The organism is Streptomyces sp. H27-H1 (assembly GCF_026627445.1).
GTDB lineage: Bacteria > Actinomycetota > Actinomycetes > Streptomycetales > Streptomycetaceae > Streptomyces.
The window spans coordinates 153,891-168,651 of record NZ_JAPNLJ010000012.1 but is presented as its reverse complement, the minus strand read 5'-3'; the positions used below and the strand labels follow the sequence as shown (position 1 = coordinate 168,651).

At 70.3% G+C, this 14,761-nt stretch carries 11 protein-coding genes; 3 read left to right on the top strand and 8 right to left on the bottom strand.

Going from position 1 to position 14,761, the window contains the following annotated elements:
• The first annotated feature begins 152 nt into the window (after window positions 1-152).
• Window positions 153-947, top strand: coding sequence for a tRNA-dependent cyclodipeptide synthase (locus OTB20_RS15945; RefSeq protein ID WP_267818097.1), 795 nt, complete (start codon window positions 153-155; stop codon window positions 945-947).
• Window positions 928-2,166, top strand: coding sequence for a cytochrome P450 (locus OTB20_RS15940; RefSeq protein WP_267818095.1), 1,239 nt, complete (start codon window positions 928-930; stop codon window positions 2,164-2,166). The genes OTB20_RS15945 and OTB20_RS15940 overlap by 20 nt, the downstream gene beginning before the upstream one ends.
• Window positions 2,167-2,231: 65 nt before the next feature.
• Here the strand turns inward: OTB20_RS15940 and OTB20_RS15935 are convergent, their stop codons facing one another.
• The 8 genes from OTB20_RS15935 to OTB20_RS15900 all read right to left on the bottom strand — a co-directional run bounded on the left by OTB20_RS15935 (window position 2,232) and on the right by OTB20_RS15900 (window position 12,022).
• Window positions 2,232-3,419, bottom strand: coding sequence for a YncE family protein (locus OTB20_RS15935; protein ID WP_267818093.1), 1,188 nt, complete (start codon window positions 3,417-3,419; stop codon window positions 2,232-2,234).
• Window positions 3,416-4,225, bottom strand: a complete 810-nt coding sequence (locus tag OTB20_RS15930) for a polysaccharide deacetylase family protein (RefSeq protein ID WP_267818091.1) — start codon at window positions 4,223-4,225, stop codon at window positions 3,416-3,418. Before OTB20_RS15930 ends, OTB20_RS15935 begins: the two co-directional genes overlap by 4 nt.
• Before the next feature lie 402 nt (window positions 4,226-4,627).
• Window positions 4,628-5,131 (bottom strand): ATP-binding protein, encoded by a 504-nt coding sequence (locus OTB20_RS15925; protein ID WP_267818090.1) that lies wholly within the window; start codon window positions 5,129-5,131, stop codon window positions 4,628-4,630.
• A 232-nt stretch (window positions 5,132-5,363) separates the two neighbouring features.
• Complete coding sequence (locus tag OTB20_RS15920; RefSeq protein WP_267818088.1) at window positions 5,364-6,131, bottom strand: enoyl-CoA hydratase/isomerase family protein; 768 nt, start codon at window positions 6,129-6,131, stop codon at window positions 5,364-5,366.
• An 87-nt stretch (window positions 6,132-6,218) separates the two neighbouring features.
• A complete protein-coding gene (locus OTB20_RS15915; RefSeq protein WP_420716407.1) occupies window positions 6,219-7,460 on the bottom strand; it encodes a L,D-transpeptidase in 1,242 nt (413 codons plus the stop codon).
• Window positions 7,461-7,572: 112 nt separating this feature from the next.
• On the bottom strand, window positions 7,573-8,292 hold the full coding sequence (locus OTB20_RS15910) for a L,D-transpeptidase family protein (RefSeq protein ID WP_267818086.1): 720 nt from the start codon (window positions 8,290-8,292) through the stop codon (window positions 7,573-7,575).
• Between the two features lie 173 nt (window positions 8,293-8,465).
• Complete coding sequence (locus tag OTB20_RS15905) at window positions 8,466-10,664, bottom strand: choice-of-anchor A family protein (RefSeq protein WP_267818084.1); 2,199 nt, start codon at window positions 10,662-10,664, stop codon at window positions 8,466-8,468.
• A gap of 161 nt (window positions 10,665-10,825) precedes the next feature.
• Window positions 10,826-12,022, bottom strand: a complete 1,197-nt coding sequence (locus OTB20_RS15900; RefSeq protein WP_267818082.1) for a L,D-transpeptidase — start codon at window positions 12,020-12,022, stop codon at window positions 10,826-10,828.
• A gap of 204 nt (window positions 12,023-12,226) precedes the next feature.
• Here OTB20_RS15900 and glgX point away from each other — a divergent pair, with 204 nt between their 5' ends.
• Window positions 12,227-14,647, top strand: a complete 2,421-nt coding sequence (gene glgX / locus OTB20_RS15895; protein ID WP_420716406.1) for a glycogen debranching protein GlgX — start codon at window positions 12,227-12,229, stop codon at window positions 14,645-14,647.
• The last annotated feature ends 114 nt before the right edge of the window (window positions 14,648-14,761 follow it).

Below are 14,761 nucleotides of genomic sequence, written 5' to 3'. Positions count from 1 at the left end.
TACTCTTCCGTAATGCGGAAGCGATAATTCCAGCCACCAATTCCGGCCCCCACTTGTCACGCTCCGGCACCACGGCATAACGTAACGACATTGCCGCCACACCGGGAGCGCAGGGCTCCCAGGGACAAGCGGCAACAAGGGCGATCACACAGGTGACGATCACAGCCGACGCATCATTCGAAGTTTTGCCCTTCACCCGCACTTGCCGCAACATCTGGGAAGATGGCGACCATGTGCTCATCGGAGTGAGTCCTGGAAACAGCTACTTCAGCTCCGAGCGCATATCCAACCTCGCCCGATGGGCCACGACCCGCTTCGCGCAGGTCGACTTCGTCTACGCAGACCTCCACGTGGACCGGATGTTCGCCGCCTTCGGCTACACCCAGGAACACGCGGAGAAGCGTGCGACGAAGGAAATCAAGGCGGTCAAGCGACGGATTCTCAAAGGCGTGGAGGAGTCAGGACCTCCGCTTGCCGAGATCCGAGTGAGGGCACTTTCGGATTTCCAGACGAACCCCGTCTACCAACTCCTGCACCGACGTGTACTCCATTTCCTGGAGACCGACGACGAATTCCGCAAGGGCTGCGAGGAAATGGCCCTGCATTTTGTGGGCTCCAAGTTGCAGGATGGTGAATCAATCACTGACGCGCAGTTGCAGGTGTGTTTCGACTACATGGCGGCCGAACTGCCGTTCTTCATCGACACCCCGAGCATTCTCGACGTGCCGTCCTCCGTGGCGGCCTACCACGTCAAGATGCCGATGACCGATGTCCTCTTCGCACGCGGTGGGGGACTGCGCGCGACGAGGAACCAGGCATACGCCGTCGTACGCCCCGAGTCGGATGAAATGACTCGGAGCAGCCCGAACCACCCGGACAACAACGCACACACGCACGCGCACACCGCACCAACCGAAGGGACCGTCGATGAGCGTCGAGCAGCTTGAGGGCACCGGCCGGACCGCCGAGCCCCTCATCGACTTCCCGCTCTCGCGACGCGGTGACGTGCTGCCCGAGGAGTGCACCTGGCTGCGCGAGAAGGCGCCGGTCGCGAAGGTCCGGACCCTCACCGGGGACCCGGCCTGGCTGGTGAGCAGCTACGCGCTGGCCAAGCAGGTGCTGGAGGACGAGCGCTTCAGCCTCAAGGACACGGCCAACGCCGGCGTCCCGCGCCAGTACGCGCTGACGATCCCGCCCGAGGTCGTCAACAACATGGGCAACATCAACAGCGCCGGACTGCGCAACGCGGTCATGAAGGCGCTCAATCCGCGCCAGAAGGGCCTGCAGGACTGGCTGCGCGCGAAGGCCGGCGAGCTCATCGACGACCTCCTCGCCGAAGGGGGGCCCGCCGACCTGCGGGCCGGGTTCGCCGATCCCTTCTCGGCGGCCATGCACTGCCAGGTGCTGGGCGTGCCGTTCGAGGACTGGCGGCGGCTGATGTCGGGGCTGGACGTCGCGTTCATGACCGCGCGCGAACCGTTCGCCGACTCGGCGCTCAACTGGTACAAGGACGTCGGCTACTTCGAGGAGCGGTTGAAGGCGCAGCTGGCGCTGCCCGCCGAGGAGCGTACGGGGCTCCTCGGCAAATTCGCCGAGCTGAAGGAGGCGGACCCGGAGTCGGCGCACCTTACCGATGACATGTTCGCCACCGTCGCCGTCTCGCTCTTCGGGGCCGGCGCCGTCTCCACCTCCGCGTTCCTGACCCTGGCGGTCCTGGCGCTGCTGCAGAAGCCCGAGCTCATCGGGTATCTGCAGAAGCACCCGGAGCGCATGGGCAAGGCCGTGGACGAGCTGCTCCGCTGGAACCTGTCCGTCGGTGACGGCCTGCCCCGCCTCGCGATGGCGGACATCCAGCTCGGGGACGTGCTGGTCAAGGAGGGCGAGCTGGTCCTCGTCCTGCTGGAGGGGGCCAACTTCGACCCGGAGGCCTTCGAGCACCCCGGCGAGCTGGACCTGGAGCGCGAGAGCTCCAACGCCAACCTCGCCTTCGGCGCCGGCCGGCACTTCTGCCCGGCGTCCGCGCTGGGCCGGGCGCACGCCGAGATCGCGCTGGAGGTGCTGGTCGAGCGGCTGCCCGAGCTGCGTCTCGCGGTGCCGGCGGAGAACCTCGTATGGCGGACCGGCTTCATCAAGCGGCTTCCGGAACGGCTCCCCGTCGCCTGGTGAGGAGGCGGCGGTGAGCGGATGGGCGTGCCCCGGGAGCTGTGCGAGTTCCCGGGGCACGCCCGCGTCTACCGGAAGATCCCGGTGTGGCCGAGCGAGTAGCGGCCGGGCTGCGGGTAAACCGCGAGGCCGTGCGGTCCGCCGCCCACCGGGATCTTGGCGAGCTCCTTTCCGGTGGCGGTGTCGATGGCGTAGACCTCGGAGTTGTAGCGTCCCGAGAGCCACAGCACCTTGCCGTCGGCGGACACCCCGCCCATGTCGGGGCTGCCGCCGTCGGGGAGCTCCCACTTCTTCGTCAGCTTGTTCTGCGTGAAGTCGAAGACGGAGACGGAGCCTTCGCCCCGGTTGGAGACGTACATCTCCTTGGAGTCGCGGCTGACGTACAGGCCGTGGCAGCCCTTGCCGGTGGGCAGCAGCTTGGGGGTCTCGAACTTGTCGCCGCCGAGCACCCACATGCCGTGCGCCATCATGTCCGCGACGTAGAAGGTCTTTCCGTCCGGTGAGACCTTGACGTCCTGCGGCATCGCGCCCTCGAAGGGCAGCTTCTGCTGGGCGACGACCTCCATCTTCTCGGTGTCGACCTTGAGCAGTTCACCGGAGAACTCGCAGCTCACGATGAAGTAGCGGCCGTCCGCAGAGAAGTCCGCGTGATTGACGCCGAAACAGGTAACCGGGACGGTTTTCACGCGGTCCATCGTGTGCGGATCGCGGAAGACCAGCTCCTTGTCCATCGAGGCCATGACCACCGCGTACTTGCCATTGGGCGTGAAGTACAGGTTGTACGGGTCGTGCACCTCTACGGGCTTGCCCGCTTCACCGGTGGCCGGGTTGATCGGGGTGAGCGTGTGGCCCCGGTTGTTGTTGACCCAGAGGGTCTTCAGGTCCCAGGAGGGGACCACGTGCTGGGGCTGGGCGCCGACGGGAATGGTGTCGATGACCTTGTACGTGACCGGGTCGATGACGGACACCGTGTTGGAGGTGGTGTTCGGCACGTAGACCCGGGACGGGAAGTCTTTGACCACCGGGGAGAGCTTGCCCGGCCGGTCGGCCGCGTACACGTCGTTCGGGTCGAGGAGCGGCGGCATTCCGGCCAGGCCCGGCGGCGCGACCGGTACGGCCTTGACGGGCGCGGCGGGCCCCTTCGTGCCGAGGGCCTCGGCGGGCCCCTTGTCGGCTGCTCCGCAGCCGGCGAGGGCGGCGAGGGCCAGGCCGGCCAGCAGCGCGGTGGCCCTGCGGGGAAGGCGGGTGGTCGTCATGGGGTCAGCAGCTCCGTGGTGGTGACCGCGCGCAGTTTGCGGCGTGCGAGTTCGTCGAGGAGGGGTGGCATCGCGTCGACCGTGTCCGCGTAGCCGAAGTGCAGGCTCACCACCGATCCGCCTTGGATCGTGCCGATGACGGTGCGGACGACGGCCGCGGCACCGGGTGAGGTGAAGTCGAGGGAGTCCACGTCGTACGAGAGGACGTGCGGGTAGCCCGCCCGCTGGGCCAGTTTTCGTACCAGGGGGGTGGCGTACTGGGTCTGGGACGGGCGGAACCAGGTCCCGATGGATCCGGTCAGCCGTTTGAGCCGGTCGGCGCAGCCGGTGATCTCGGCGTACGCCTCCTCCTCGGACATGGCGTTGATCGCGAGGTGGCGCCGGGTGTGGTTGCCGAGTTCGTGGCCGCCGTCCAGGATCCGGCGGGCCATCTCCGGGTGGGCGTCGAGCCAGGTCCCGATGGCCAGTACGGTGACCCGCGCGCCCGCCCGCTCCGCCTCGGCGAGCACCGCCTTGGCGATGGCGGGGTCGCCGTTGCCGTGGAAGGTGAGCGCGACGTCCGGCCGGCCGCGGGGGCCGTGCCCGATCTCCACGGGCTGCCCCGCGAACCGGCGCGGGGCGGGGGCCGCCTTGGCCGGGGCCGCCGGTTTGTCCGGGGCGGCCTTGGCGGGGGCCGCGGGAGCCGTCCCTGAAGCGGACGGTCCGGGGGCGGTACGGGCATCCGTGCCACAGGCGGCGGAGAGGGCGCCGACGGCGACCACCGCGCCGGCACGGAGAGCGGATCGGCGGTCCGGGTAGCAGAGCACCCGCCCATTTAAGAGGTGGATGCCCGCCCAGGTACTGATTGACCCAATTCGGGACCTTCGGTCGAACCGGCACCACGAGGCCGCTGTCCGCTATGTGATCAACGATTCACTCAGAGCGGTCGATTTTTATTCACTGATTACGAGGCCAGTGGCCCATCTCACCTAAGATTTAGGTAGAAAGTCTTAGGATATGCACACTTATGTCCAACTTGGGACTTTTGGCATTTGGTCCCTCGTCTGCCATAGTCGGAATCACGACTTCCCCTTGACCCGAGCGAAGTCCCCTGCCGAGGATCACACCCCCTTCGATCCTCGGCAGATCCATGAAACCCCCGCAGCGCCCCACAACGGCGACAGGGGGTTTCTGGCATTCCGGGGTGCCAGGCGTTGCGCGGTGCGTGCTCAGCGGTCCGCCACCCGCATCTCGAACCAGGTGATCTTGCCGCGCGGCAGCAGGTCCGCGCCCCAGCGATCCGAGAGCTTGTCGACGAGGAAGAGTCCGCGGCCGGTGGTGTCCATCTCGTGGACCGGCATCAGGCAGGGCAGCCCGCGCGAGGGGTCGCGCACCTCCACCCGGATCCAGCCGCGCCGCCTGAGCATCCGTAAACCGAAGGAGCGGGCTCCGGTGTGCCGGACGGCATTGCCCACGAGCTCCGAGACCAGCAGGACCGCGTGCTCGGCGATCTGCGGCGGGAGGCCCCACAGGCGCACGGCCACGCACTGGGTGAGCCGGCGGGCGGTGCTCGCCGACTCCGGCATGGACGGCAGCGTCACTTCCGCCTCGGCCGGATTACCGTACAACTCCAGTGCTTTGAGGCCCTGTTCGTCCTCCAAGGCCGCCGTGAACCGTAGGGCGGAAGCGCTGCTGCGCCGCCGCGGCTGTTCCACACCCTCCAGACCCGCCATGCACCCATCATGGAGGGCCGGTACGGCCGTTCGGGGCGTTCCGAAGGAAAAGACCCCCCGGGATTCTGGATCCCGAGGGGTCGCCCTGGCATATGCGATTGGCAATCGGAGGGCCGCCACCCGGGCCCTGACCTGCGGTGACGCACCGCTGAACGATAGTCACCCAGAGTGGATCACCGTTTCTCCTTAAGGCTCCCTTAAGTCCTGGCTAAACCACCCACAGGGGGGACGCCTAAAGGAACTTGGCCTTACCCGGCCCCTCCTCCACGAAGCTGCGCATCCCGCGCTCACGGTCCTCAGTGGCGAACAGGCCCGCGAACCAGCCCCGTTCAATGGTCAGCCCGGTGTCGATGTCGCTCTCCAGCCCCGCGTCCACGCACTCCTTGGCGGCGCGCAGCGCGAGGGCCGGGCCCTGCGCCAGCTTCGCGGCCCACGCGTAGGCCTGCTCGTACACCTCGGCGGCCGGCACGACGCGGTCCACCAGGCCGAGGGACAGGGCCTCGTCGGCCTTGACCATGCGGCCGGTGAAGATGAGGTCCTTGGCCTTGGAGGGGCCGATCAGCCGGGACAGCCGCTGGGTGCCGCCCGCGCCGGGGATCAGGCCGAGGAGGATCTCGGGCTGGCCGAGCTTGGCGTTGTCGGCGGCGATCCGGTAGTCGGCGCACAGCGCCAACTCGCACCCGCCGCCCAGGGCGTAGCCGGTGACGGCCGCGACCACGGGCTTGGGGATCCTGGCCACGGCGGTGAAGGCGTCCTGCAGCCCGCGGGACCGGGCGACCATGGCCGCGTGGTCCATCGTCTGCATCTCCTTGATGTCCGCGCCGGCCGCGAACACCTTCTCGCCGCCGTAGATGACGACCGCGCGGACGTCGGCCCGGCCGGTCGCCTCCGCGGCGAGCTCGCCCAGCCGGTCCTGGGTGGCGATGTCCAGGGCGTTCATGGGCGGCCGGTCCAGCCGGATGACGCCGACGCCTTCGGAGACTTCGAGAGAGATGGTCATACGGGAAGGTTAGCGCCGGTTAACCCGTCGTGGCCCGGTGCTGTGGGTCACAGCGCCGGGCCACGATGTACTGCTCGAGGAACGGAACTACTTGATCCAGTCCGCCCAGTCCATGTTCCAGCCGTTGAGGCCGTTGTCCGGGGCGACCGTCTTGTCCTTGGAGTTCTTCACGATGACCACGTCGCCGATCAGCGACTCGTTGAAGAACCAGGCCGCGGGCTGGCTGCCGTCACCGGCGCCGCGGACGTCCTTGAGGCCCACGCAGCCGTGGCTGACGTTCTCCGAGCCGAACGTGCCGGACGAGGCCCAGTAGTTGCCGTGGACGAAGGTGCCGGAGGTGGTCAGCCGCATCGCGTGCGGAACGTCGGAGATGTCGTACTCCCCGCCGAAGCCGACGGTGGCGCCGTTCATCCGGGTCACCTTGTACTTCTCGCTGATGACCATCTGCCCGTTGTACGTGGTGTTCGAGGGGGCGCCGGCGGTGATCGGGATGTTCTTGATCTCCGTGCCGTCGCGGACCACGCTCATCTGGTGCTCGGCGGCGTCGACCGTGGTGACCTGGGAGCGGCCGACCTTGAAGGTGACCGTACGGGTCTGCTTGCCGTAGACCCCCGGACGGCCCTCGACTCCGTCGAGCGCGAGCTTGAGGGTGACCGTGGTGCCCGCGGCCCAGTACTTCTCGGGGCGGAAGTCCAGGCGGTCGTTGCCGAACCAGTGGCCCTCGACCCGGGCGGCCGGCTCGGCCGTCACCGTGATGGCCTTCTCGACGGCCTCGGGGTTGGTGATGCCACGGGAGAAGTTGATCGAGACCGGCATGCCCACGCCGACCGTCGAACCGTCCTCGGGCGTGTACTGGCCGATGAAGGTGTTGGCGGGCGTGAGGGTGGTGAAGGCGGTGTCCTTCGCGGACTCCCGGCCGGCCTCGTCCTTGGCCACCGCGTGCACCTTGTACTCGGTGGCGGCGGCGAGGTTGCGGGCGGGCTCCCAGCTCGCGCCGTCCTCGGCGAGCTTGCCCTCCACCGCGTTGCCCTTGGTGTCGGCGACCGTCACCGTGGTGAGCTTGCCGCCGGTGCTGGTTATCTTCAGGATGCCGCTGGTCGCGACCTCCTTGGACCCGTCGTCCGGCTTGACGTTCACGACGGCCTTCGACGCCTCGGTACCGGTCGTGCCGGTACCCCCGTCTCCCCCACCGCTCCCGCCGGCGCCCCCACCGTTGCCACCGCCGCTGCACGCGCTGGTGAACAGCAGGGCCGCGCCCAGCAGAAGGGCCGGCAGACCCGTCCGGGCGCGGCCGAGTATCGGCTGCAGGTTCACTCTCGTTCTCCCCATGTCCCCCGCGCACGGACAGTCGTGCGCTTATCGCCAGGAAAACACATGGGGGATCACGAGACAGTACGGTCGTGTCACCGTTCCGTCCCAAGAGTGGCCGACGCGCCGGGAGTCAGTCCTCCGTGCCGGGCTTGGTGCCCCAGACGTAGACGGCGTCGCCCTCGGTGAGCAGGTCCCAGAGCCTGCGTGCGTCCGGGACGGAGAGGTTGACGCAGCCGGCCGAGCCGCCGTGCGCGTACAGGTCGCCGGGGCGGCCGTGGAGGGCCTGGCCCTCGTCGAAGAACTGGGAGTAGGGCATGGGGGCGTCGTCGTAGAGCGTGGACTTGTGGTCCTCGCTGCGCCAGTAGACCTCGTGCCAGCCGGGACGGGTCTCCTGGTCGTCGCGTCCGGTACGGACGGGCACGGGCTCGAAGACCACCGTGCGGCCGCGCTGCACCCACAGGAGCTGGCGCTCCATGTCCACGCAGGTCACCCGGTGCGGTCGGACCGGGCAGTCGCCCGCGGCGTTGGGGTCGCTTCGGGCGGCGACCGCGACCGCGTTCCGGAAGGTGACCAGCCCGGCGTAGCCGTCGGCGGGCCGGATCCCGTTGCCCTGCTGGAAGCCGCGGATCGCCTCGCAGTCCCCGGCGTCCTGCATCCCGTCGGCCTTCCGCCGCAGATGGGTCTCCAGCTCGCGCTGGTAGGGCCCGGTCCCCGCGGTGCACGCCTGCGCGGAGGAGGCCGCACCCTCGGCCACGGCCTTCGCCGTCGGCGGGCAGAGAGCGGCCGCCGCGAGGATCGCGGCCGTGACGGCCGCCCTGCCTATCGCGCCTGCCGCGCCACCTGTGGTCATACGGGCCTCCTCGGACCCGCCGGCCGGGCCGCCGGGTCCGAGCCAACAGGACCCGCGCGGCCCCGGCGCGCCGGGTGCGCCGGCAGGGTCACCGGCCCACCCGCGCGGCCTACCCGGGCGGCCTGCCCGGGCGGCCTGCCCGGGCGGCCTGCCCGGGCGGCCTGCCCTACGGGTTAAGCGGTCGGACGCGGCTTCGGACCCTTGCCCTTGCCGCCCTTGCCGCCCTTGCCGTGGTCGTCCCGCTTGTTCTCCAGAGTGATCACCACTCGGTGGCCCGGGGTGCTCCCGTCCAGGTGGAGCGGGCCCGTGACCCGGTTCGGCGGCAGGACGTAACCCTCCGGGACGGCCGTTTCGACCACGTAGTACCAGCCCTCGTCCAGGTCAGGGAACGAGCACACCCCGGCCCGGTCCGTCGCGCAGCCCGCCGTCACCTTGCGGTCGGGGTTGATGCCGCGCGTCTGGAGGCCCCGGGTGCTGTTGGTCTCCTTCCACACCTCGAAGACCGCGCCGCGCAGCGGATTCTTCGTCTTCGCGTCCTTCTTCAGGACCTTGATCGTCCCGTCGTACTCGGGCTCCGCCGGCTTCTCGTTCGGGACGTTGACGATGATGCCGGTCTCCACGTCGCCCTCGTCGAGGTCGAACGGGATGACCGGGTCGGCCAGCAGCGCGTAGCCGGCCGGGGCCTGCGTCTCCAGCCAGTAGTACCGCTCACCGACCGGCAGCCGGACCGTGCAGCTGCCCCGCGCGTCGGTCGTGCAGGAGTCGGGGAGCTTCTCGTCCGGGTCCGCTCCGGTCCGCTGCAGGCCCGCGACGTCGTTGGTCTCGTGCCACAGTTCGAAGCGGGCGCCGGGCAGGGGGGCCCCGGTGTCCTTGTCGGACTTCCACAGCACCACCTGGGCGACGGCCACGTTCGGGGTCATCTCGTTGGTCATGCGGGTGCTCACGCCGGCGGAGGCGTTGGCCGCGGTCAGCGTCAGCTCGGCGACCGGGTTCCCGGCCAGCTCGTAGCCGGCCGGCGCCTTGGTCTCCCGCCAGTAGTACGTACCGAGGGGAACGGTGCGGGAGCAGATGCCGCTCGCCGGGGTGACGCAGTCCTCGCCGGCCTTGGTGTCGGCGTCCGGTCCCGTGAACTGGGCTCCGTCGTTGCCGTTGGTCTCGTGCCACAGCTCGTAAGTGGCTCCGGCCAGCGGCCTGTCCGCGTCGTCCTGCTTGAGGACGCTGACCTGGCCCACGGTCGGACCCTGCTCCCCGCAGTCGGGCAGGTCGCCGTCGAAGGGGTACGCGTGGAACTCCTGGCCGCCGCCACCCGTGCTGGTGTGGACGAGCTCGCCGGTGGTGAAGAAGCGGCCGTTGGTTCCCGGCAGGGTGACCACGGTGCGCGAGGTCTGCTCGCCGACGAGCACGCTGCCCTGGAACTGCCCGCTGCCGGTCAACTGGACCTCCGTGGCGTCGGGGAAGTTCCACAGCAGCCGGGTGCGGTAGCCGTTCCACGGGTCGGCGGACGGCCCGGTGTCGTTGATGGTGCCGCCGTAGGTGCTGATCGTGCGGCCGCCGCCCAGGACGTTGACGAGGACGGTGGCGTCGGCCGGAATCCGGTCGAAGCGGATGCCGATGGCGCCGCCGGTCGCGCTCACCATGTCGAAGTCCACGTTGAAGACCTGGAGATCGGAGGTGTTGTCCCCGGTGAAGACGGTGGTGCCGTTCTCGTTGACGGCGGTGCCCGTGGCCGGGCGCGGCCCGCCGTCGACCCGGGCGTAGCAGCGGCTGGCCGCGGTGAGCTGGTCGCGCAGACCTGCGTACGGGGCGATCGCGGCCGGGTCGGCCACGAGGGGGCCGGTGACGGTGCCGGGGCCGGGGGCTGTGCCCGCGTGGCGGACGACGCCTCCGTCCGAGATCAGCCGCTGGTCGGTGGCGATGGTGACGTTGCGGCCGGTGGTCAGAAAGTCCGAGCCGGCCGGGGGCCGCACGAGCGAACCCGCCCCGACGATCCCGATGTTGTACCCGCCGCCGGCCTCGGCCAGGTTCTTGTTCTGGTCGAAGCTGCCGAGGACGACGACCTTGCCCTCGGCCTCGGCGGCGCGCTCGCGGACCAGGAAGTCGTCGCCGACGAAGATGTTGACGGCCTCGTCGTAGCCGTTGGGCTCGGTGTCGACCTCGACCGGCGGGAACGGGTCGGGGCACAGGGACCCGAGGCAGGGCCCGAGCCCGCCGGGCAGCGGGGCCCGCAGGGCCGCGGCCGCCGGGGCCGGCGCCGGCTGCCGGCCGCCGGGGCCCGGAGCGGCCGGCGCCGCCAGGGCCGCGGGGGCCCCTGCGGCCAGTACGGCCCCGAGGGCGAGTCCCAAGGGGCCGAGGGTCCATTTCCTTGCTGGCATGAGGCTCCGTCCGTTGCCTGCCGCCGCGTGCGGGCGGGCCCGTACAGGCTGGCGGCGGGCTCCGGCGAGCCGGGCGGACCGACACTCCCCCGCTACGGCATTCCGGTACGACAATCACCCGAGTGCGGTGTCCGGCAGGGGAAATGGCAGGTGACAAGGGGTCAGCCGAGCGCGGAGCCCGCGACCCAGGCCGGCCAGGACATGTTCCAGCCGCCCAGTCCGTTGTCCGGAGCGACCGTCTTGTCCTGCGAGTTCACGACCTCCACCACGTCGCCGACCAGCGACCGGTCGAAGAACCAGCCGGCCGGGGTGTCCGAGCCGCCGCCCTTGTTGTCGCGCAGCCCGATGCAGCCGTGGCTGGCGTTGGTGGAGCCGAAGGTGTCGGGGCTGGCCCAGTAGTTGCCGTGCAGGAAGGTCCCGGATCGGGTGAGGCGCATGGCGTGCGGGACGTCGGGGATGTCGTACTCGCCGCCGAAGCCCACCGTCTGCCCGTTCATCCGGGTGACGTCGAAGAGCTCCATCACCACCATCTTGCCGTTGTAGGTGGTGTTCTTGGGCGCCCCGGCGGTGATCGGCACGGTGGACAGCAGCTCGCCGTCGCGCCGGACCTCCATGGTGTGCGCGGCCGCGTCCACGGTGGAGATCTGGGAGCGGCCGACGGTGAAGCGCAGGGTCTTGTCCTGGATGCCGTACGAGCCGGCGGCGCCCTCGACGTCCCGCAGCCTCATCTTGACCGTGACCTCGGTGCCGGGCTTCCAGTACGTCTTGGGCCGGAAGTCGAGGCGCTCGTCGCCGAACCAGTGGCCCACCACCTCCACGGCCGGATCGGAGGTGATCGTGATGGCCCGCTCCACGTCGGCGCGGCGTTCGATGGACCGGCTGAACCCGAAGGAAATGATCATGCCGGTGCCGACGGTCGAGCGGTTCTCGGGCTTGAAGTAGCCGATGAACCGCTCCTCGGGAACGTAGGTGGTGAAGGTGGTGTGCCGGGCCTGGCGGCGGTCGTGTCCATCGAGCGCGACCGCGTCCACGGTGTACTTGGCCGCGAGCGCGAGCCGTCCCGCCGCCGGGTCGGGGCTCCAGCTGAGCCCGTCGACGGCGATGGCGCCGGGCACCTTCTCCTCCTGGGCGTCCTCCACCTTGGTGACGACGACCCGCTCCAGTCTTCCCTCGGGCACGGTGACCGTCAGCGGGCCCTCGGCCGGTACCCCCTTGGCGTTGTCGTCGGGGGTGATCCTGATCGCCTCGTCCGGTGACCGGGGTTTGCCGGGCAGCTGGATCTCGATCGGGGAGCCGCCGTCCTCGGTGCATCCGGCCAGGCCGCCCAGGAGGCCCACCCATACCGCCACGGCGGCCAAGCCCGCCCCTGCCCGCCTCGTCAGAAAAGTCACGTTCCTCCAACGACCGGGCCCCTCCGGGGGAAACGTGGGCGCGGCCCACGTTCCAGGCAGGACAGTCCGGGCAGAACAGTGGGAAGGACCAGACGGGGGCGGGCACCGGCCGGGACGCCGGTGCCGCACTTCCCCCACCCCCGCAGGTACCGAGAGCCGTGGAGGCGGGCAGTGTCGAGCGCAGCCGAGCAAGAAGCGGTGGAAGCCGTCCCGGGGACCGGGCACCCCGACGGGAACGGGCTCCCCACCATCGGGACCGGGCATCCCGACGGGACCGGGACCCCGAACGGGACCCCACACGGGACCCCGAACGGGACCCCGAACGGCAACGGATCCGGGAACGGGACGTTGAACGGCAAGGTCGGAGCCCCTGTCGTACGGGAGCGGACCCGCCCCGGACCACCCGTGTGGCCGGGATCCTCGCATCCGCTGGGGGCCCGCTTCCACCACGGGCCGGACGGCACCGCGGGGACCAACTTCGCGCTGTGGGCCCAGGGCGCGGAGGCGGTGGAGGTCTGCCTCTTCGCGGAGGGCGGGTCCGAGAGCCGGTGCGCGCTGACGGAACTGACCCACGAGATCTGGCACGGCTTCCTGCCGGGCGTGCGGCCCGGGCAGCGGTACGGATTCCGCGTGCACGGCCGCTGGGATCCGTGGACGGGGGCCCGCCACAATCCGGCGAAGCTGCTCCTGGACCCGTACGCGCGGGCCGTGGACGGGGACTTCCGGCTGCCTCCGGAGGTGTACGGGCACGTCCGCGACTGGCCGCAGCAGTACATCGCGGACACCGTGCGCGACGACCGCGACTCGGCCCCGCACGTCCCGAAGGGGGTCGTGGTCCACGATGACGACGACTGGGCGGACGACGTCCGGCCGAAGACCCCGTGGGCCGATTCGGTCATCTACGAACTGCACGTGCGCGGTTTCACGATGCGCCATCCGGGCATCCCCGAGCACCTGCGCGGCACGTACGCGGGCCTCGCCCACCCGGCGGCGATCGAGCACCTGACCGGGCTCGGGGTGACGGCGGTGGAACTGCTGCCGGTCCATCAGTTCGCCCACGAGGACCACCTGCTGCGCCGGGGTCTGAGCAACTACTGGGGCTACAACTCGGTCGGCTACTTCGCCCCGCACGCGGGCTACTCGTCGAGCGGTACGGCCGGCCAGCAGGTCGGCGAGTTCAAGCGGATGGTCAAGGCGCTGCACGCCTCCGGGATCGAGGTCATCCTCGACGTGGTCTACAACCACACGGCGGAGGCCGGCGAGCTGGGCCCGACGCTGTCGCTGCGCGGGATCGACAACCGGGCGTACTACCGGCTCCAGTCGGACCAGCGCCGGTACGCGGACTACACCGGCTGCGGGAACACCCTGCACGCCGGACGGCCGCACGTGCTGCGCCTGATCACCGACTCGCTGCGGTACTGGGTGACGGAGATGGGGGTGGACGGCTTCCGCTTCGACCTGGCGGCGGCGCTGGCCCGGTCCATGCACGACGTGGACATGCTCTCGCCGTTCCTGGCGGTGATCGCCCAGGATCCGGTGCTGCGGCGGGTGAAGCTGATCGCCGAGCCCTGGGACGTGGGCTCGGGCGGGTACCAGGTGGGGGCTTTCCCGCCGCTGTGGACGGAGTGGAACGACCGGTACCGGGACGCCGTACGGGACTTCTGGCGCGGCGCGCTGCCCGATGTACGGGACCTCGGCTACCGGCTGTCGGGGTCGAGCGACCTGTACGCGTGGGGCGGGCGGCGGCCGTACGCCTCGGTCAACTTCATCACCGCGCACGACGGTTTCACCCTGCGCGACCTGGTGTCGTACGAGTCCAAGCACAACGAGGAGAACGGCGAGGAGGGCCGGGACGGCACCAATGACAACCGGTCGTGGAACTGCGGGGTGGAGGGCGAGCCCGCCGAGGGCACGGATCCGCGGATCGGGGCGCTGCGCCGGCGGCAGCTGCGCAATCTGCTGACCACGCTGCTGCTGTCGACCGGCGTGCCAATGCTGGTGGCGGGGGACGAGTTCGGCCGGACGCAGGGCGGCAACAACAACGCGTACTGCCAGGACAACGAGACGAGCTGGGTGGACTGGTCGCTGCTGGAGGATCCGTCCTGGCAGGCGCTGCTGGCGCTGACCCGGCGGCTGCTGGCGCTGCGCCGGGCCCATCCGGTGCTGCGGCGGCGGGCGTTCTTCTCGGGGCGCTCGCAGGGGACGGACGGGCTGCGGGACCTGGCCTGGTTCACCCCGGCGGGGGTGGAGATGACCGAGCGGGACTGGTACGCCCCGGCCGGATCGGTGGGCCTGTACCTGTCGGGGCAGGACATCCCGGGCCGTGACGAGCGCGGGCGCCAGGTCACGGACGACAGTTTCCTGGCGCTGCTGCACGCCGGGGACCTGCCGGTGACGTGGGTACTGCCGGGGGCGCCGTGGGGCCGGACGTACGAACTGGTCCTGGACACCTCCCGGGAGGACCAGGCGGCCGCTCCCGCCACCCTGCACCGCGGGGGCGCGAGCGTGAGCGTCCCGGCCCGCGCGGTGCTGCTGCTGAAGGTGGTGGCAGACCGGGTCCCGGACGGGCTGAGCCAAGCCGGGAGCGCCTAGTGCTGTGGCCGGAAAGGTTTGCCGGGTCGCGGTGTCCGGTGCGGTGCATCGCAAGGCGGAGGACCACGACCCGTACTGGACGTACCGGCGTGGTCCGACAACGCCGGGGGCACC

What these genes read in the sequence shown, in the direction of transcription:
- OTB20_RS15905 (WP_267818084.1), bottom strand. Translation starts at nt 10,664, where the DNA reads ATGCCAGCAAGGAAATGGACCCTCGGCCCCTTGGGACTCGCCCTCGGG.
- OTB20_RS15935 (WP_267818093.1), bottom strand. Translation starts at nt 3,419, where the DNA reads ATGACGACCACCCGCCTTCCCCGCAGGGCCACCGCGCTGCTGGCCGGC.
- OTB20_RS15920 (WP_267818088.1), bottom strand. Translation starts at nt 6,131, where the DNA reads ATGACCATCTCTCTCGAAGTCTCCGAAGGCGTCGGCGTCATCCGGCTG.
- OTB20_RS15925 (WP_267818090.1), bottom strand. Translation starts at nt 5,131, where the DNA reads ATGGCGGGTCTGGAGGGTGTGGAACAGCCGCGGCGGCGCAGCAGCGCT.
- OTB20_RS15915 (WP_420716407.1), bottom strand. Translation starts at nt 7,460, where the DNA reads ATGGGGAGAACGAGAGTGAACCTGCAGCCGATACTCGGCCGCGCCCGG.
- OTB20_RS15940 (WP_267818095.1), top strand. Translation starts at nt 928, where the DNA reads ATGAGCGTCGAGCAGCTTGAGGGCACCGGCCGGACCGCCGAGCCCCTC.
- OTB20_RS15910 (WP_267818086.1), bottom strand. Translation starts at nt 8,292, where the DNA reads ATGACCACAGGTGGCGCGGCAGGCGCGATAGGCAGGGCGGCCGTCACG.